The organism is Pseudomonas sp. UBA1879 (assembly GCF_002338065.1).
GTDB lineage: Bacteria > Pseudomonadota > Gammaproteobacteria > Pseudomonadales > Pseudomonadaceae > Aquipseudomonas.
Genome location: NZ_DDHJ01000023.1, coordinates 23,208 through 42,637 on the forward strand (window position 1 = coordinate 23,208; position 19,430 = coordinate 42,637).

A 19,430-nucleotide genomic window follows, 5' to 3' on the forward strand; every position below is an offset into this window, starting at 1 on the left:
ATGTGCGCGAGGGGCCGAGTGAGGATGCCTGATCATTTGGAATGCTCAGGCGGCCAAGGCGCTCAGCACTCCGAGCGCGGCGAAGCAAAGAGCGGCTGTGACTAACGGCACCACCGCTAGCAACTTCAGGCCCTTGGGAAAATAAGCCACATCTTTCGGATCCAGAAGCCCGCGCCTTATCCAGAATTGAGAAAAGAGCAAACATCCGGCGACATTTCCAAACCGCGCCAACCGACCGTAGTAACCCGTGCCCAGAAGACGCAGATTAATATCCCTGATGTATTTGCTTCGAATTAAATATGCCTCCATTTTTTCCAGTTTGAAGTGCGATGCGTATAAACCGATGCAACTGTTGACGATGAACACTGCTAACACGACAAAACCTACTATCTGACTGGTTTCCATCTTCATTCTTCAAATGTCGAGAAAAGCACCGACCCCGCATCCGCCCCAAAAGGACTCAACGCTTTCCCCCCACCGATAGCACCCGCCACACTCCCGACAACAACGCAGCCAACGGTAATTGCGCCGCTTGATGCAAGGCCAAGCCCAAGACAAATCCCACCGGCAGCTCCCCCACCCAGCCACGCTCCACCAGCAGCCCCCGCGATGCCGGCCGCCGCCCTCCCACTCTCCACGTACTTCGCCCTAGTGCAAACATCCTCCCTCCCCAGCGAGCACGCCTCCTGAATCTCCAGCGCTGCCACTCCAACATCCAGCGCAACGCCTACATAAGTGCCTCGACTCAACACCTTGGCCGTCGCGGAAATCCGCCTCACGTTGTACGCGTACCCCCTCAACTCCCCGGTGTGCAGGAAGCGTTTGGTGGAGATGCCGAGGATGTCCTTGATCTTGCCTTGGTTGCCGAGCCCGGAACCCAGGCGGCCGATGTTCTGCAAACGGGTCTCAATCTTTGTAAACAGCACCTGCCGCTGAGCGAAGAACTGGTCGTTAGTGAGGGCGCCTGATCGCCAGCGCTGCATCGGGTTTTCGACTGCCTTCAGCAGTTTTTCCAGTTCTCGTAAATGCGCGCTCCACGCGCCGGTGGTACTGCCAATACCGATGGACCCGTAGCCCATGATGCTTTGCAGGACGTCGTAATTCTGGACCATGACCCGCTGCTGTGCGGGTCATGGCCCACCATCGACAGGCGGACATCGCTTGCCAGCATCATCAGCTCGTTTTCTTCAGGTGTGCACAAGTGTGACGGTCCATCCGTCATCACCACGACCTGGCCGGGCAGGATCGGATGAGGGCGAAGGTGGGCGTTGAGCTGGTCGAATTTCGCGCGAGCGCTGGCGGGCACTTTCAGCGTGTAATCCCGGAACTGGTAATAGTCTCGAACTTCGTCATTGATGAACGCATAAGGCCTGGACAATGGGCTCCCTCCTCCGGTGTGGGCTTGAAGGAGAGTGAGCGGGAATGGCGGTGCTGTCAGTAAACAAACCGTTCAATCCGGCCCGACTACGACATATTCAGAAAGGGCCTACAGCCTGCTGGACCATCTTCTTAATCACCCGAGGTGTCGACGGGATCAGCGGCTCAACGCGCGCCTGCATCCCTGCACACCCTGCGTTATCATGCGCCGACTTTTGTGATGCGAGACTGCCATGCGCCGGCTGCTTTGTCTGATGTTGCTGCTCCTTGCCCTGCCTGCTTTCAGCGCGAGCCTACTGGACAGTCGGCCTGGCTCGGGGCTGGGAAGTCCGGCGCTGGGCAACAGCTCCTCATTGGGCAGTTCCAGCCTCGACAACAGCAAGGATTTCCTGCCCGTTAGCCAGGCGTTCCAGTTGAACCTCATCGACACGTCAGCTGACTCGATCAAGCTGCAATTCGTCGCTGCCGAAGGCTACTACCTGTATCGCCACCGTTTTCAGTTCCGTACCGAGCCCGCGGACATGGGCCTGGGCGCGGCGCAGCTGCCAGAAGGCGAGAAGAAACACGACGAATATTTTGGCGACGTCGAGGTGTACCACGGCATTCTCGATATCAATCTGCCGCGCAAGGCGAATGACGCGCGGCCCTTTACGTTAGTCGTGACCTATCAAGGCTGTGCCGATAAAGGTCTTTGTTACCCTCCGGAAACCCAGCGCTTGAGCGTTGGCGAAGCGGCATCGGTCGCCGACGTTTCGGCATCGCCGAGCGCCGCAACCCAGAGGTCTTTCAGCTGGGAACAACTCGCGCTGTTCTTCCTCGCGGGCATCGGTCTGACCTTCACGCCATGCGTACTGCCCATGCTGCCGATCCTCTCCGGCGTCGTGTTGCGTGGGCAGATTGGCGGGCTGCGGGGGTTTTCACTTTCCTTGGCGTACGTGCTGCCGATGGCGATTTGCTTTGCAGCGCTCGGCGCACTGATGGGGATGTTCGGCGCCAGCCTCAATCTCCAGGCGCGGCTTCAATCGGCGTGGGTGCTGGTGCCGTTTGCGCTGTTCTTTGTGGTATTCGCCATCGCCATGTTCGGCGCGTTCGAACTGCGCCTGCCGCGCGTCTTGAATGACCGACTCGACCGCATCGCGGGCAACACGCAAGGCGGTTCGTTGTGGGGCGCGGCGGTGCTGGGCGTAGTGTCGAGCTTGTTGGTGTCGCCCTGCGTATCGGCGCCATTAGCGGGCGCCCTTCTTTATATAAGTGCCAGCGGCGACACACTGGGCGGCGCGCTGAAATTGTTCGCCCTCGGCTTGGGCATGGGCGCTCCGCTGGTATTGGTTGCCACGGGCGGCGCGGCCTGGCTGCCGAAAAGCGGTCCTTGGCTGGTCACGGTCAAGAACGCGATTGGGGTATTGCTGCTGGCGCTGGCCATCGGCCTGTTGAGCCGCGTGATTCCGGGCGAAGCCACGCTGCTGCTGTTTGGGCTGTTGTGGGCAGGGGTCGCGCTGTTTCTCGGCGCGCTGGAGTTCACGATCAAGTCCACGCGGGAGCGGCTCGCGCAGTTACTGGGGCTTTTCTTGCTGGTCTACGCGCTCGCCTGCTGGTACGGGGCGTTCAGCGGCCAGACCGATCCGCTTCGACCACTGGGACGTACGCCCCCTGCGCAGATCAAAGGCCGGGAAAGTGGTCAATCCACGCAGGCGTGGCAGACCGTGACCGATGTATCCGCGCTGAAGCAGATCCTCGCCGATGCAAAAAACGCCGAAAAACCGGTGTTGGTGGATTGGTACGCGGACTGGTGCATCAGCTGCAAAGTCATCGAGCATGAGGTGCTGCCTGATCCGAAAATCGTCGGTCAACTCAAGGGTTTTCGTCTGATCCGCTTCGACATGACCGACAGCAACGCCGAGCAACGCGCATTGCTCGACACTTACAAGCTGTTTGGCCCTCCCGCTCTGCTGTTTTTCGGAAAAGACGGGAACGAGCTGACAAATGTGCGTGTTGTCGGCGAAACCAACGTACAAGCGTTCTCTGAGCTGCTTTCTAGAGCTAATGACCAAATTTAGCCGCTGAGTCACAAACTTTGCGCGAACATCGGTCATCGTGCTGTCATTGTCGATATCTGGGCTGGTAACTGGACAGTCCAATGCGCTTTCCGGCATAGTCGCTCCGCATCAACGGCTTGCACTGGCTTGTGAGCGTCGACACTGCACACAACAAGGAACACACGATGGCGACCTTTCTGGTTCTTCACGGACCTAACCTGAACTTGCTGGGCACCCGCGAACCGGGGATCTACGGCTCGATCACGTTGGCCAACATCAACCAGGATCTGGAACAGCGCGCGCGCGAAGCCGGCCACCATTTGATGTACCTGCAAAGCAATGCCGAGTACGAGTTGATCGACCGCATTCACGCTGCTCGCGATGAAGGCGTGGATTTCATCCTGATCAATCCGGCTGCTTTCACTCACACAAGTGTCGCAATACGTGACGCGTTGCTGGGAGTGAGCATCCCATTCATCGAAGTGCACCTCTCGAACGTGCACAAGCGCGAACCTTTCCGCCATCACTCCTACTTTTCAGATGTCGCTGTAGGTGTGATCTGCGGCCTTGGCGCCAGCGGTTACCGACTGGCCCTGGAGGCTGCCCTGGAACAACTGGCCACCCGTTCAAAGGCATGACCGGCACAGTCTCGCACTGAGCCCCATGACCTGAACCGGCTACCGAATACCCCTGACCGTCCCCTTGGGAGTTGATGATTAATGGATATCCGTAAAGTCAAGAAACTGATCGAATTGCTGGAAGAGTCCGGCATCGACGAATTGGAAATCCGTGAAGGCGAAGAGTCCGTACGAATCAGCCGTCACAGCAAGACTCCAGCACAGCAGTACTATGCGCCGGCCCCGGTTGCAGCCCCTGCCGCCGCCCCTGCTCCAGCCGCCGCACCGGCCGCTGCCGCCGAAACCCCGTCAGCACCGAAACTAAACGGCGCTGTGGCCCGTTCGCCGATGGTCGGCACGTTCTATCGCAAGGCATCGCCTACTTCGCCAGCCTTCGTTGAAGTCGGCCAGACCGTGAAGAAAGGCGACACCCTGTGCATCGTCGAAGCGATGAAAATGATGAACCACATCGAAGCCGAAACCAGCGGCGTGATCGAGTCCATCCTCGTCGAAGACGGCCAGCCGGTTGAGTATGACCAGCCGCTGTTCACCATCGTTTGAACCGCGGAGTGCCTTTGATGACGAATCCTGCGAAGTTGGAAAAAGTGCTGATCGCCAACCGCGGTGAAATCGCTCTGCGGATTCTGCGCGCCTGCAAAGAGCTGGACATCAAGACCGTCGCCGTTTACTCCAAGGCTGACAAGGAGCTGATGCATCTGGGTCTGGCCGACGAATCCGTCTGCATCGGTCCGGCATCGGCCTCTCAGTCCTACCTGCACATCCCGGCGATCATCGCGGCAGCCGAAGTGACCGGCGCCACGGCCATCCACCCGGGCTATGGCTTCCTGGCGGAAAACGCCGATTTCGCCGAGCAGGTCGAAAAATCCGGTTTTGCGTTCATCGGCCCCAACGCTGACACCATTCGCCTGATGGGCGACAAGGTTTCAGCCAAGGACGCGATGATCCAGGCGGGCGTTCCGACCGTGCCGGGCTCCGACGGCCCGCTGCCGGAAGACGAACAAGAAGCCCTGCGCATCGGCCGTGAAGTCGGTTATCCAGTGATCATCAAAGCCGCTGGCGGCGGTGGTGGTCGTGGCATGCGTGTCGTGCACAAGGAAGAGGATCTCATTTCCTCGGCCAAGCTGACGCGTTCGGAAGCAGGTGCCGCCTTCGGCAACCCGATGGTGTATCTGGAGAAGTTCCTGACCAACCCGCGCCACGTCGAAGTGCAAGTGCTGTCCGACGGCCAGGGCCAGGCGATTCACTTGGGCGACCGCGATTGCTCGCTGCAACGCCGTCACCAGAAGGTGCTTGAAGAGGCGCCGGCTCCCGGCATCGACGAAAAAGCGCGCGCTGAAGTGCTGGCTCGCTGCGTCAAGGCCTGTATCGATATCGGCTATCGCGGCGCGGGTACGTTCGAATTCCTGTATGAAAATGGTGCGTTCTATTTCATCGAAATGAACACCCGCGTTCAGGTCGAGCACCCTGTTTCGGAAATGGTCACGGGTATCGACATCGTCAAGGAGATGCTGAGCATCGCCGCTGGCAACAAATTGTCGTACACCCAGGACGACGTGAAGATCCACGGTCACGCGCTCGAGTGCCGGATCAACGCCGAAGACCCGAAAACCTTCATGCCGAGCCCGGGCACGGTCAAGCATTTCCACGCTCCAGGCGGCAACGGCGTTCGCGTCGATTCGCACCTGTACAGTGGCTATGCCGTTCCGCCGAACTACGACTCGCTGATCGGCAAGCTGATCACGTGGGGCGCGACCCGCGACGAGGCCATGGCTCGGATGCGCAACGCCCTGGACGAAATCGTGGTCGACGGGATCAAGACCAACATCCCGCTGCACCGTGACCTGACCCGTGATGAAGGCTTCTGCAAAGGCGGCGTCAACATTCACTACCTGGAACACAAATTGGCCGCCGAGAAACACTGATCGGTCAGATTGTGCGTCACAACGACAAAGCCGCTCTCGAGCGGCTTTGTCGTTTTTTTTATGCCGCCGCAGATCCCCTCCTGTGGAAGATTCGATGCTCCCGGCAAACCGCATTCGCCAGCACGCTGGCTCCCACAAGGCTCATGCATAGGTCATAAACGTTGCACCGACGTCGCATCCGTGGGAGCCGGCTTGCTGGCGAATGTGGCGGATCATTCGACACATCAGCGTCTGATCCATTGCATTCGCCAGCACGCCGGCTCCCACAAGGGTCATGCATAGGTCGTAAAATCTGCACCGACGTCGCATCCGTGGGAGCCGGCTTGCTGGCGAATCTGGCGGATCATTCAACACATCAGCGTCTGATCCATTGCATTCGCCAGCAAGCCGGCTCCTACGGCCTTCGGCAAGAATCAAAAGCAGCGCTATGCCCACACCCTCTTTGTTGTTTCCCCCCGAACCCCGTAAACTTGCCGGTCTTTCGCGGCGCTGTGCCGCCCTGACATTTTTCAATTCGAAGGTAATCCGCCATGCCTTGGCTGCAAGTCCGTCTCGCCATCAGCCCAGAACAAGCCGAAACCTACGAAGACGCGCTTCTTGAAGTCGGTGCCGTGTCCGTGACCTTCATGGACGCCGAAGACCAGCCCATCTTCGAACCTGAACTGAACACCACGCCGCTGTGGTCTCACACGCATTTGCTCGCACTGTTCGAAGCCGACACCGACGCGAATCAAGTCCTGGCTCACCTCACCCTGCTCACCGGTGCGCCATTGCCTGAACACACCCACGAAGTGATCGAAGATCAGGATTGGGAACGCAGCTGGATGGACAATTTCCAACCCATGCGTTTTGGTCGGCGGCTGTGGATCGTGCCGAGCTGGCATGCAGCGCCCGAGCCGGACGCGGTCAATTTGCTGCTCGATCCCGGCCTGGCCTTCGGCACCGGCACCCACCCGACCACCGCCTTGTGCCTCGAATGGCTGGACGGCCAGGACCTGACCGACGCCAATGTGCTGGATTTCGGCTGCGGCTCGGGCATCCTCGCGATCGCCGCCCTGCTGTTGGGCGCGAAACATGCAGTGGGTACCGACATCGACGTGCAGGCACTCGAGGCTTCGCGCGACAACGCCGGACGCAACCAAGTCCCGGCTGAAAAATTTCCCTTGTACCTGCCTGAAGATTTGCCAAAAGAGCCAGCTGACGTATTGGTGGCTAATATTCTGGCTGGACCGTTGGTTTCCCTGGCACCGCAGCTGGCGACCCTGGTCAAACCCGGTGGCCGTCTGGCGTTGTCCGGCATTCTGGCTGAGCAAGGCGAAGAAGTGGCAGCTGCGTACGCTGACACGTTCGAGCTGGACCCGATCGCCCATCGCGACGGCTGGGTCCGGATCACCGGTCGCCGTCGCTAACGGCCATTGATCACACCCCTTTTAGGCGCTCGCTAACCCCCGGATACCCGCATGACCGACAGTTTCGTCACTCAGTGCCCCCACTGCCAGACCAGTTTCCGCGTCAGCCACGCTCAACTGAGCGTTGCCCGAGGCATGGTTCGCTGCGGCTCCTGCCTGCAAGTGTTCAACGCTGCGAAACAACTGTTGGAAAAAAGCGCCGAGGCCCGAGCCGCCGGCCAGCCTGCAGCAGAGCCCGTCCTACAGCCCCAGGCGCCAGAGCCCCCTCCGCCAACACCGGCGCCCACGCCGGCGGTTGAAATCCTCGCCCCTCAATCCGTGGTCGTCGCCCAACCTGCGCCACTGCCAGTCCAGAGCGAACGTCGCGCGGTAGACCTCGACAGTCTTGACCTCGACGATCTGGACGTTGAACTGGCCCGGCTCGAACAACGGGAAATCCAGCTGCCGGAATCCTTCGGCCACGCACGCGGCACTCGCGACCACGATGAAGTGGAGTCTTTCAGTGCCCGCCGCGACGAGCCTGAAGTCACTGGCGAAACCTGGGATCACAGCCCGAGTCACGACGACATCAGCCAGTTGCCGGAACTCCGTGCGGAGGTCATCGAAGAGCGCGAGATCCACCACGAGCCGGATTCGCTGATCGAACCTCTTGATCGCGACGAAATCGAGCACGACGACCCTCGCACGGAACCCTCGTTTTCCTCGACGCCTGCCGATTTCGATGACGAGCCGCGCGCCGAAGACAGCATGCGCGCCGAAGCCGCTTCCGACGAACGGCCCTCATCAGAACGTTTCTCGGCGCTCGACGGTGACGATACCGATGGCCGTCTTCAGCCGGACGAGCTTGACGACGAAGACCGCCGTCCGCAGACGAAAGGCAAGCGCGGGCGCAACGAACCCGGCCTGCGCGACCCTGCTCTGCTCGACCTGACGGACGACCCGCTGCAACTGGCCTGGCAGAAACCCAAGCCCCGCTGGGGGCGTCGCCTGCTCTGGATACTGCTGGTGCTGATCGCCCTTCTGGGGCTGGCAGGGCAATACGTCTGGTATCACTTCGACGAATTGGCGCGTCAGGATCAGTACCGCTCCTGGCTGCAGGACATCTGTCCGCAAGTGGGCTGCAAGCTGCCATCGAAAGTCGATATCAAGCTGTTGAAGAGCAGCAATCTCGTCGTCCGCAGCCATCCCGAATTCCAGGGCGCGTTGGTGGTCGACGCGATCATCTACAACCGCGCGTCGTTTTCTCAGCCCTTCCCGCTGCTGGAATTGCGCTTCGCTGACACCAATGGTCAGTTGATTGCCAGTCGTCGGTTCAAGCCTGGCGAATACTTGAGCGGCGAGCTCGCCGGCAAGGAGGAAATGCCGCCTCAGACGCCCATTCATATCGCGCTGGACATACTCGATCCGGGGCCGAAGGCAGTCAATTACAGCTTGAGCTTTCGTTCACCGGAGTGAACGCCCGGTGCAAGACTGAATCTGGGCCGCGAACCCCGCAACCGCACTGAAAAGCGGCACGCAGCAATCAGAAAGCTGGCGACAGTTTTATGACGACGCAGCCCAAAACCTAACGGTTTGCGATAAGAAAGCAGCTGTTCAGATTTTATCCAATTCAGCCTTTATCCAGTCACCGAGAGCGGGTATCATGCCCACCCTTTTTCATACTCTGGGTCCCGTCTGAATGGCTGCGAAAGCACTTTTCGGACCAGGCTTCGTGATTCGGCCCCACTACAGGTCACCCTATGTCGGCGGTACGCATCGGCCCCTATACATTGCAGAACGGCTTGATCCTCGCCCCCATGGCGGGCGTCACCGACCAGCCCTTCCGACAGCTCTGCCGCCAGCTTGGCGCGGGCCTGGTGGTCTCGGAAATGGTCACCAGTGACATGAGCCTGTGGAACAGCCGCAAGTCGCGGTTGCGCATGATTCATGAAAGTGATCCCGAGCCGCGCTCGGTGCAGATCGCCGGTGGAGATCCGCAGATGCTTGCGGACGCGGCACGCGCCAACGTCGAACTTGGCGCACAGATCATCGATATCAACATGGGCTGCCCGGCCAAGAAGGTCTGCAACAAGGCCGCAGGGTCGGCGCTGTTGAAAGATGAGCAATTGGTGACCGAAATCCTGCACGCGGTGGTCGCGGCAGTCGAGGTACCGGTCACCCTGAAGATTCGTACCGGCTGGGACCGGGCGAACAAGAACGGGCTGACCGTCGCCAAAATTGCCGAGCAAGCGGGCATTCAGGCGTTGGCAGTCCACGGCAGAACCCGGGCGGACCTTTACACCGGCGAAGCCGAATACGACACGATCGCTGCGATAAAACAGGCGGTGTCGATCCCGGTGTTCGCCAATGGCGACATCGTTTCACCGGAAAAGGCTCGGCACGTTCTGGACGCAACCGGTGCTGACGGGCTGTTGATAGGCCGGGCCGCTCAAGGGCGCCCATGGATTTTTCGCGAGATAGAACACTACCTGCGCACCGGGGAGATACTTCCCGCGCTGGCGCTGGAAGAAGTGGAACGCATTCTGCTAGAGCATCTGGCCGCGCTTCACACGTTCTATGGCGACGTGATGGGCGTGCGGATCGCCCGAAAGCATGTCGGCTGGTACCTCGCAACCTTGCCGGGGGCCAAGGAGTTTCGCGCCCGGTTCAATCGTTTGGAAGATACGGAAGCACAGTGCGCCAACGTTCGGGAATTCTTTGCCGAACGCGATAAAAGCCCGGAAGCAGGGAACGAACAAGAGGTGGCCGCATGACGATGATGACAGAGACTTTAGTGAGTGGAACAACACCCGTGAGCGACAACGTCAATTTGAAACAGCACCTCAACACGCCGAGCGAAGAGGGTCAGACCCTGCGCGGAAGCGTCGAAAAGGCGCTGCACAATTATTTCGCTCATCTAGAGGGTGCTGACGTCACTGATGTCTACAACCTGGTGCTCTCGGAAGTCGAGGCGCCGTTGCTCGAGTGCGTGATGAACTACGTAAAGGGCAACCAGACCAAGGCCTCTGAGCTGCTGGGTCTGAACCGTGGAACCCTGCGCAAGAAACTCAAGCAGTACGACCTGCTGTAAGCATCCAAAACAGAAAAGCGACCCACGTTGATGCGGTCGTTTTTTTTGCTGAATTCTTTTGCTTTTGATGGAAGTTGAGATGACCGACCAGACTACCCGCCTGCCGATCCGCCGCGCTCTGATCAGCGTTTCCGACAAGACCGGGATCCTTGAATTCGCGCGTGAACTCGAAGCCCTCGGCGTCGAGATTCTCTCCACGGGCGGTACGTTCAAGCTGCTCCAGGACAATGGCGTTGCAGCGGTAGAAGTCGCGGATTACACCGGTTTCGCAGAAATGATGGACGGCCGGGTCAAGACCCTGCACCCGAAAATCCACGGCGGGATTCTGGGTCGTCGGGGCACTGACGACGCAATCATGGCCGAACACGGCATCAAGCCGATCGACCTGGTGGCTGTTAACCTGTACCCATTCGAAGCCACCGTCTCCAAGCCTGGCTGTGACCTGCCGACTGCCATCGAGAACATCGACATCGGCGGCCCGACCATGGTCCGCTCGGCCGCGAAAAACCACAAAGACGTCGCCATCGTCGTCAACGCCAGCGACTACAGCCAAGTGCTGGAAAGCCTGAAAGCCGGTGGCCTGACCTACGCTCAGCGCTTCGACCTGATGCTCAAGGCGTTCGAGCACACCGCCGCCTACGACGGCATGATCGCCAACTACCTGGGCAGCGTCGATCAGCGCGCCGAAACCCTGTCCACTGAAGGCCGCAGCGAATTTCCGCGCACCTTCAATACCCAGTTCATCAAGGCGCAGGAAATGCGCTACGGCGAAAACCCGCACCAGAGCGCGGCGTTCTACGTGGAAGCCAAGCCTGCCGAAGTGGGCATTGCCACCGCGACGCAACTGCAGGGCAAAGAACTGTCCTACAACAACGTGGCCGACACCGACGCCGCGCTGGAATGCGTCAAGAGCTTCGTCAAGCCCGCGTGCGTCATCGTCAAGCACGCCAACCCGTGCGGCGTTGCGGTGAGCCCGGACGCCGAAGGCGGCATTCGCCAGGCGTACGAACTGGCCTACGCCACCGACAGCGAATCCGCCTTTGGCGGCATCATCGCGTTCAACCGTGAGCTGGATGCCGAGACCGCCAAAGCGATCGTCGAGCGTCAATTTGTCGAAGTCATCATCGCCCCGAGCGTCAGCGTCGAAGCCCGGGCCATTGTCGCCAGCAAAGCCAATGTGCGTCTGCTGACCAGCGGACAGTGGGATGCCGAGCGCGCGCCGGCGTGGGATTACAAGCGCGTCAACGGTGGCCTGCTGGTGCAGAGCCGGGACATCGGCATGATCACGGCCGACGATCTGAAAGTCGTGACCCAACGCGCCCCGAGCGAGCAGGAAATCCACGACCTGATCTTCGCCTGGAAAGTCGCCAAGTATGTGAAATCCAACGCCATCGTCTACGCCAAGAATCGTCAGACCATCGGTGTCGGCGCCGGCCAGATGAGCCGTGTCAACTCCGCTCGTATCGCCGCGATCAAGGCTGAGCACGCCGGTCTGCAAGTGCAGGGCGCGGTCATGGCCTCGGATGCGTTCTTCCCGTTCCGCGACGGCATCGACAACGCCGCCAAGGTCGGCATCACCGCGGTGATCCAGCCGGGCGGTTCGATGCGCGATGCAGAGGTCATCGCGGCGGCCGATGAAGCCGGTATCGCGATGGTGTTCACCGGTATGCGCCACTTCCGCCACTGATATGACAACGGCCGCACTGTAGCAGGCGTCTGCTGCGTTGGATGGGGCTCCGCTGATGCTCATTGCCAGGAGGCAACTCCGCTCAGCAAAGCCCCATCCGCCTTGCATCCACCTACTCCATTGCGACCTCGTATCGCAGTTTTGAAAAGATCCAAAACAAAGCGTTACGAGCGACACCCACAGAATTAGCGTCATCGAGGTTTTTTGAATGAATGTTTTGATCATCGGCAGCGGTGGCCGTGAACACGCGCTGGCCTGGAAGGTCGCGCAGGATGCTCGCGTGCAGAAGGTATTCGTCGCACCGGGCAATGCCGGGACGGCCATCGAGGCCAAGTGCGAGAACGTTGCTATCGACGTACTGGCCCTTGAGCAATTGGCTGACTTCGCCGAGAAGAACGTTTCGCTGACCATTGTCGGCCCTGAGGTCCCACTGGTCGCCGGTGTCGTCGATCTGTTCCGCTCCCGTGGCCTGGACTGCTTCGGTCCGACTCAGGGCGCTGCCCAACTGGAAGGCTCCAAGGCCTTCACCAAGGATTTCCTGGCGCGTCACAAGATCCCGACGGCCGATTACCAGAACTTCACCGAGATCGAGCCTGCGTTGACCTACCTGCGCGAGAAAGGCGCGCCGATCGTGATCAAGGCCGATGGCCTGGCCGCCGGTAAAGGCGTGATCGTTGCCATGTCTCTGGAAGAAGCCGAAGAAGCAGTACGCGACATGCTCGCGGGTAATGCGTTCGGCGATGCCGGTTCGCGCGTGGTCATCGAAGAATTCCTGGATGGCGAAGAAGCGAGCTTCATCGTCATGGTCGACGGCAAGAACGTTTTGCCAATGGCCACCAGTCAGGACCACAAACGCGTTGGCGACGGCGACAGCGGCCCTAATACGGGTGGCATGGGCGCGTACTCCCCGGCCCCCGTGGTCACCGCCGACGTGCACCAGCGCGTGATGGATCAGGTGATATGGCCGACCGTCCGAGGCATGGCCGAAGAAGGCAACGTTTACACCGGCTTCCTCTATGCTGGGCTCATGATCGACAAGGCAGGCAATCCGAAGGTCATCGAATTCAACTGCCGTTTCGGCGACCCGGAAACCCAACCGGTGATGCTGCGCCTGCAATCGAGTCTGGTCTTGCTGGTCGAGGCTGCTTTGGCGCAAGCTCTGGACAAAGTGGAAGCCCAATGGGACCCACGCCCGAGCCTTGGCATTGTGCTGGCCGCTGGCGGATACCCGGGCGATTACGCCAAAGGGGCTGCGATTACCGGTCTGGACGCGGCTGCGGCGTTGCCGGGCAAGGTGTTCCACGCGGGGACCGCGTTAAAGGATGGCCAGGTCGTGACCTCCGGTGGTCGCGTCCTGTGTGCGACCGCGCTGGGTGACACCGTGGGCGATGCGCAGAAACAGGCGTACGCACTGGCTGCAAAGCTTGACTGGGAAGGTTGTTTCTACCGCAAGGACATTGGCTACCGCGCCATTGCCCGGGAACGCGGCGAACACCTGGAGTAAGTTCTCGGTTCGGACGGCCTTTCTCGAGGGAGGGCTGTCCAGACGTCCGGTGCCTATCCAGAGTTAATTGGCTTCATTCATGAAGGGATTTCGCCGTGCGCTGGCTCAGGATTGCCACTTGTTCGATCATCGCGATGATCACCCTCCTCTGTGTGCCCACGGCCTTTGCCGAGGTCAGCGAGGGATGGTCGACCCTTGTCGACGATCAGGCCAATCTGCAGCTCAGCGACATTCGCTCTCCGCATTACGATTCTCAATTCAGCCCTGTCGAACTCGACAAGGTGCGCGCCGTCAGCCGTGACGCCGCCCTGTGGCTGCACTATCGGTTGCCCCCGACCGACCACGAACAGCTGGTGCGTATTTTTGCGCCGGACCTGGCCACCGTTGACATGTATGTACTCGATGGCGAGGCGTTGATCGATCACTCGCGCTCCGGCAACAAAGTCCCACGCGCCGCACAACCACTGCCTTCCATCGATTTTCTCCTGCCTGTTCCGCAAAGCGATCGGCCGCTGGATCTCTACTTGCGTCTGAAGTCCGAGCAAGAACTGCGTCCGAACATCTCGCTGGAGTCCGCGGTGTCCAGCGCGGCAGACGAACGTCGCCCCCTGCTGCTGGGTTTGTTCTTCGGTTCGTTGTTCATGCTGATCGTGCAGAACATCACCCGCTACGCCCAATCCCGCTCGGTGAGCAGCCTGTGGCTGGCCGCGTGTGAAGCGTGTCTTGGCCTGAGCGGGCTGTTGCTGCTGAACCTGCAGGCGCCGTGGCTACCACGATGGCATATCGCTCAAACCCCGAGCGCGCATCTGGCGCTGCTCATGGCGGCTGCGACTGGGCTGATGTACGCCTACTGCTTCTTCATCCAGCGCGGCGCTGAAACCCTTAATCGCCTGCTGATGAGCGTGCTGCTGATCGTCGGGTTTGGCGGGCTGCTGGTGCTGTTCGTCGACACCCTGCCGCTGAACATCTTGACCTTCCTGCTGGTGGCCCTGACGACTCTGACCATCACGCTGGTGTCGATCTATCACCTGCAAAAAGGCTATCGACCGGCCAGGCCGTTCGTGATTGCGATGATTGTGTTCAACCTCGGCAATCTGGTGATTGTGCCTGCGATGCTCTGGCTTACGACCATCGCCGCGCAAACGCTGATCATCGCGGTTTTGGGCATGTTTTGCCTGTGCGGCCTGCTGATGAGCATTGCCCTGAGCGAGCGCCATCGCAGCATTACCGAAGATAACTTCAGCATCAGCCGTGAGCTGGCGGCCAGCACCGCCGAAATCAATGCCAAGGCCGAGTTTCTGGCCAAGATCAGCCACGAAATCCGCACGCCCATGAACGGCGTATTGGGTATGACCGAATTGCTGCTGGGCACCCCCTTGTCGGTCAAGCAACGGGACTATGTGCAGACGATTCACAGCGCGGGCAACGAGCTGCTGACCCTGATCAACGAGATCCTCGACATCACCAAACTGGAGTCCGGGCAGATTGAGCTGGACGACGTGCAGTTCGACCTCAACGCGATGATCGAGGACTGTCTGAGCATCTTCCGGGCGAAGGCGGAACAACAGCGTGTCGAGCTGATCAGCTTCATTCAGCCGCAAGTGCCCCGTGTCATTAGCGGCGACCCGACCCGCTTGCGTCAAACGCTGCTCAGCTTGCTGGAAAACGCCCTGAAGAAAACTGACGAGGGCGAAATCCTGTTGGTCGTTGCGCTGGATTCGCGGGGCGGCAAACCGCGTCTGCGGATTGCCGTTCAGGACAGCGGCACCCCGCTGACGGCCAAGGAACGCGATGCCCTGCTCCATGCGGAACTGCACAGCAAAAATTTCCTCGCCGCCAGCAAGGTCGGCGGGCACCTTGGGTTGGTGATCGCCCGTCAGTTGATCCTGCTGATGAATGGCGAATTCGGCATTCAGAGCGGCAGCCATCACGGCAGCACCCTGTGGCTCAGCTTGCCCCTGGACCCGGAGCGCCTGGAGCAACCGCCATCTGATTTGGACAGCCCGCTCAAAGGCGCTCGGGTACTGGTGGTGGACGACAACGACACTTGCCGCAAAGTATTGGTGCAACAGTGCAGCGCATGGGGGCTGAACGTCAGCGCTGTGCCATCGGGTAAAGAAGCGCTGGCCCTGTTGCGCACCAAAGCGCACCTGCGTGATTACTTCGACATCGTGCTGCTGGACCAGAACATGCCCGGTATGACCGGCATGCAGCTGGCCGCCAAGATCAAGGAAGACCCGAGCCTCAATCACGACATTTTGCTGGTCATGCTCACGGGCATCAGCAATGCGCCGAGCAAGGTCATTGCGCGCAACGCCGGGGTCAAGCGCATCCTCGCCAAGCCCGTCGCGGGTTACACGCTCAAGACCACGCTGGCCGATGAATTGAATCAACGTAACAAAGGTCAGGCGCCGTATTCACCCGTTCCGGCGGTGATCAACGAAGTCGATGTGCCCAGCGATTTCCGAATCCTCGTGGCAGAAGACAACAGCATTTCCACGAAGGTGATTCGCGGCATGCTCGGCAAGCTCAATCTGCAACCGGACACCGCCAGCAATGGCGAGGAAGCCCTGCACGCCATGAAGGCTCAGCGCTACGACCTGGTGCTGATGGACTGCGAAATGCCGATCCTCGATGGCTTCTCGGCCACGCAGCAATTGCGCGCCTGGGAATTGGGCAATCAGCGGGAGCGCACTCCCGTGGTGGCGCTAACGGCGCACATCCTGACGGAGCACAAAGACCGCGCGCGCCAATCGGGCATGGACGGCCACATGGCGAAACCGGTGGAACTGTCGCAGCTACGGGAACTGGTCGAATACTGGGTCGAGCAACGGGCGCGTCGTCAGGCCGGTGATGAGCCCGACGATGAAGACCGCTATCAGCAAATCTGACCCGCTCTCCTGCTCGGCGCCTGATAGACTTCCTCCCGTCCGAGTCTGCCGCCACGAGCTCAAACCATGCTTCATGTGCTGTTCAGCGTTTACCTGAAGATGCTGGTGCTTTACAGCCCGTTCTTCGTCCTGTCGTGTTTCATCAGCTTGAGCCGTGGTTATTCGCGCAAGGAACGCCGGTACCTGGCGTGGAAAATTGCCTTTGCCACGCTGGTCTCCAGCGTATTGCTGTACCTGTTCGGACGGGTCATTTTCGGTGTCTTCGGCATCACCGCCGATGCCTTCCGTATCGGCGCCGGCAGCGTGCTGTTCATCTCGGCACTGGGCATGGCCCAAGGCAAGTCCGGCGTGCAGACCGATAACGTGCAGCAAGACGTCGCCATCGTTCCTCTGACCATCCCCATCACCGTTGGCCCCGGCACCATTGGCGCGCTGCTGGTCATGGGCGTCAGCCAGCCACATTGGGACGACAAACTCACGGCCATTGTCAGCATCGCGCTGGCGAGTTTCACCGTGGGGGTCGTGCTGTATCTGTCCCACAGCATCGAACGTATTCTGGGCGATCAGGGTTTGCAGATCGTCAGCCGGTTGATGGGGTTGTTCGTTTGCGCGCTGGCGGCTCAAATCATTTTCACGGGCATCAAGGGCTATCTGGTGCCCTGAAGCCTGCTCACCCGCGACAGCGTCATTAATCAGATCGGGTATTTCTGCATGACCCGGTCGCCTTGGGCATCCAGTTGCTGCAGGATGTCTTCGCGGTATCTGGCGTACGTGACGCGGTCGAAACGATACACCCCGCCACTGATGCGCAGCAGCATTTCACGCTGGGTCACGGTCCATAAGTCGAAGTCACGGGTATCCACCGTGCCCGTCAGCCGAATGCAATACGTCAGCAAAGTGATGTCGCCATTGGCATCGAGTGCGCAGGGTATCAACTGCATTCGCCCCAACTCCCCGTTGCGGTGCCCGCCGCTGAAGAACCCTCGCGCAAGGCGGTTGGTTTTCAAGGACGACCACGCTGCCTGTGCGAGCTTGGCCAATCGCCGAGAATTGACCGAATCGAAGATTTTATAGGTCACATTTTCTAGCTCCGAGGCATCGAAAATGACCTGTGGGGTGTGCTGTATCGGATTGACCAATGTCCAGCCGCGCTGTTGCAAACGCGTGTGATACCGAAACAGCCAATTCTGATATTCCCTCTTCGGATCAAAGTACCGACTGGCGAAGTCGTCAGCGTGGGCCAGACAACTGAGCACATCTTCACGGTCCGATCCGGCAGGGATGCCCTCGTGCAGAGCAATCATCGTGTTACCGATGACCATGCCAGAGACTTCGCTCATAGGCCCACCACTGTCACGGGAAACACCAGGCCAGGCTGTTTGGCTTGAAGGGCTTTGTTGACCCGGGTTCTCAGCGGGGCGTATCGAATGCCGTCGAATTGGGCGATCACCCGTGAACACATCATGTTCCCGATCAATTGATGGCGTGAGAAACACTGATTGAACGGGTTTTCCGCCAGCGTCTCGCGCGTCTCAAAGGCCAGAGACAGCGAAACACGCTCACCGGTCGGCCCCATGAAGCTGAGCCGCATGACCACAGTGCAAGCGTCGCCGGACGAGGACGTGCGGAACATGCCCTGCTTGAGCAGGCGAAACGCTTCGCCGTTGCCGGGCGCCGCGCACAGCTGAGTGAACAATGAGCGAAGCGGGTCGCCTTGCCAGTGCGCCAGTGAAGCGGGCAGCAAAGCGCCAAAGACATCGGCAGGTATCAGCGTTCCGGTGGTTTCTGCGCGCTCTTGAGTATCGGTCACATCGAGCCGCAGCCAGCCGAACTTGCTCGACGCATTGAGCAGGATGTCTTGCCACTGGCTGAACGTGTCGAATTTGTTGAATTGATGATCGGCAGCCAACTGCGTATACAACGTTGAGGCCATCATGTCGTCGCTCATCGCTTGATCGGGACATCCCCGCAACACCAGCAACTCAGAGCCATTGACGTGCACCTCGAGCAATTCCTTCGCCATAGGTCAACTCCTGTAAAAAAGGGCCGCAGTACGCACTGCGGCCCTTGAAATCAATCGATCGGATACAGCTCTACGACCGCGTCGGCAGATTTCTCCAGCGCATCGCGCACTTTCTGACGCCGGCCTCGGGCATACAGGGACTGATTGAAGACAAACACGTCCGAAGTACGGTGAACGTCTAGCGTCACCGAGTTCCAGTTGAAGAACAGGACATTGCCGACGGTCAGATCAGTCTTCAATTCCACTGCGCCAACCGCCAGGACGATCACGCCATCGGCGCTCTCTCTGCAGCCACCGACCATGGCTCGACCGCCGTTCAGGGGTTTGGTGGAGTTGTAGTTGAACAACCGAAGCGGCTCATCTCGCTCCTTCAGCTTTTCGATAGCAGCGGCGGCCGTGTCCAACAGCTGCGGCGCGCCTATCGCACCGACACCGGCGGCGTACAGCGAGTTGGCCAGAATTTGCATGACCACCTGATCCAGCGTCAGCACACGTTCGCGGCTGGAATAACTGCTGTAGGCGGCGTCTTGCGAAGTCCAATGCATGACTCGGGTCATGACTTCGCGAAAGACTTCATACCACTTCCCGGGCTCTTTGGTAGAGCTGTAACGCCGGTCGGCGGCAAGGGTGGCGTAGGAGTAGCTGTCGAGTACGTCATCCTTTGCTTGCTGGGTCATGCCTTCCACGAAACCGATGACGCCCGCACCGGACACCGCAGCCCCCGCAGGCACGATGGCCTCTGATGCAGGCAGGTCAACCGCGCGAGCCTCAGAGATCGAGTCCAGCGGCGGTACGGTGATCATGCTTTCAATAAATGTGTCGTTCTTCATTTCCAAATCCTTTTGGGTCAACGTCCTCACTGGACGATGAACA

General features: G+C 59.8%; 17 protein-coding genes. 12 read left to right on the forward strand and 5 right to left on the reverse strand.

Annotation, left to right across the window (positions count from 1 at the left end):
• Positions 1-45: 45 nt before the first annotated feature.
• Both B3N48_RS24640 and B3N48_RS24645 read right to left on the reverse strand, forming a co-directional pair.
• The gene (locus B3N48_RS24640) at positions 46-405 is read right to left on the reverse strand and encodes a hypothetical protein (protein WP_296188124.1); all 360 of its coding nucleotides are present in this window, start codon (positions 403-405) and stop codon (positions 46-48) included.
• Positions 406-407: 2 nt separating this feature from the next.
• Positions 408-1,112, reverse strand: a complete 705-nt coding sequence (locus B3N48_RS24645) for a hypothetical protein (protein WP_296188126.1) — start codon at positions 1,110-1,112, stop codon at positions 408-410.
• Between the two features lie 498 nt (positions 1,113-1,610).
• Between B3N48_RS24645 and B3N48_RS24650 the strand changes: the two genes are divergently transcribed.
• From B3N48_RS24650 to B3N48_RS24705, 12 genes are all read left to right on the forward strand, one after another.
• Entirely contained in the window at positions 1,611-3,434 is a 1,824-nt protein-coding gene (locus B3N48_RS24650; protein ID WP_296188127.1) for a protein-disulfide reductase DsbD, read from the forward strand.
• Between the two features lie 164 nt (positions 3,435-3,598).
• Positions 3,599-4,051: a type II 3-dehydroquinate dehydratase gene (gene aroQ / locus B3N48_RS24655; RefSeq protein WP_296188130.1), complete on the forward strand. Its 453-nt coding sequence runs from the start codon at positions 3,599-3,601 to the stop codon at positions 4,049-4,051.
• A gap of 81 nt (positions 4,052-4,132) precedes the next feature.
• Complete coding sequence (gene accB, locus B3N48_RS24660; protein ID WP_296188132.1) at positions 4,133-4,591, forward strand: acetyl-CoA carboxylase biotin carboxyl carrier protein; 459 nt, start codon at positions 4,133-4,135, stop codon at positions 4,589-4,591.
• A 17-nt stretch (positions 4,592-4,608) separates the two neighbouring features.
• Entirely contained in the window at positions 4,609-5,973 is a 1,365-nt protein-coding gene (gene accC, locus B3N48_RS24665) for an acetyl-CoA carboxylase biotin carboxylase subunit (RefSeq protein ID WP_296188135.1), read from the forward strand.
• 530 nt (positions 5,974-6,503) lie between these two features.
• Positions 6,504-7,382 carry a 50S ribosomal protein L11 methyltransferase gene (gene prmA / locus B3N48_RS24670; RefSeq protein WP_296188137.1) on the forward strand — a complete coding sequence of 293 codons (879 nt, stop codon included), beginning with the start codon at positions 6,504-6,506 and terminating at the stop codon, positions 7,380-7,382.
• Between the two features lie 51 nt (positions 7,383-7,433).
• A complete protein-coding gene (locus B3N48_RS24675) occupies positions 7,434-8,837 on the forward strand; it encodes a DUF3426 domain-containing protein (protein ID WP_296188138.1) in 1,404 nt (467 codons plus the stop codon).
• Between the two features lie 284 nt (positions 8,838-9,121).
• Complete coding sequence (dusB, locus tag B3N48_RS24680) at positions 9,122-10,135, forward strand: tRNA dihydrouridine synthase DusB (protein ID WP_296188139.1); 1,014 nt, start codon at positions 9,122-9,124, stop codon at positions 10,133-10,135.
• The gene (gene fis, locus B3N48_RS24685) at positions 10,132-10,452 is read left to right on the forward strand and encodes a DNA-binding transcriptional regulator Fis (protein WP_296188140.1); all 321 of its coding nucleotides are present in this window, start codon (positions 10,132-10,134) and stop codon (positions 10,450-10,452) included. The genes dusB and fis overlap by 4 nt, the downstream gene beginning before the upstream one ends.
• A 79-nt stretch (positions 10,453-10,531) precedes the next feature.
• The gene (gene purH / locus B3N48_RS24690) at positions 10,532-12,139 is read left to right on the forward strand and encodes a bifunctional phosphoribosylaminoimidazolecarboxamide formyltransferase/IMP cyclohydrolase (protein WP_296188141.1); all 1,608 of its coding nucleotides are present in this window, start codon (positions 10,532-10,534) and stop codon (positions 12,137-12,139) included.
• 208 nt (positions 12,140-12,347) lie between these two features.
• Positions 12,348-13,643 carry a phosphoribosylamine--glycine ligase gene (purD, locus tag B3N48_RS24695; RefSeq protein ID WP_296188142.1) on the forward strand — a complete coding sequence of 432 codons (1,296 nt, stop codon included), beginning with the start codon at positions 12,348-12,350 and terminating at the stop codon, positions 13,641-13,643.
• A gap of 95 nt (positions 13,644-13,738) precedes the next feature.
• Positions 13,739-16,534, forward strand: a complete 2,796-nt coding sequence (locus tag B3N48_RS24700) for a hybrid sensor histidine kinase/response regulator (RefSeq protein WP_296188143.1) — start codon at positions 13,739-13,741, stop codon at positions 16,532-16,534.
• A gap of 66 nt (positions 16,535-16,600) precedes the next feature.
• A complete protein-coding gene (locus tag B3N48_RS24705; protein ID WP_166595941.1) occupies positions 16,601-17,197 on the forward strand; it encodes a MarC family protein in 597 nt (198 codons plus the stop codon).
• Positions 17,198-17,226: 29 nt separating this feature from the next.
• Here B3N48_RS24705 and B3N48_RS24710 read toward each other — a convergent pair whose 3' ends face one another.
• From B3N48_RS24710 to B3N48_RS24720, 3 genes are read right to left on the reverse strand one after another with little or no spacing between them, the layout of a single operon-like run.
• Complete coding sequence (locus B3N48_RS24710; RefSeq protein WP_296188147.1) at positions 17,227-17,874, reverse strand: hypothetical protein; 648 nt, start codon at positions 17,872-17,874, stop codon at positions 17,227-17,229.
• Entirely contained in the window at positions 17,871-18,557 is a 687-nt protein-coding gene (locus tag B3N48_RS24715) for a hypothetical protein (RefSeq protein ID WP_296188149.1), read from the reverse strand. The genes B3N48_RS24710 and B3N48_RS24715 overlap by 4 nt, the downstream gene beginning before the upstream one ends.
• Positions 18,558-18,607: 50 nt before the next feature.
• On the reverse strand, positions 18,608-19,387 hold the full coding sequence (locus B3N48_RS24720) for a hypothetical protein (protein WP_296188151.1): 780 nt from the start codon (positions 19,385-19,387) through the stop codon (positions 18,608-18,610).
• Between the last annotated feature and the right edge of the window lie 43 nt (positions 19,388-19,430).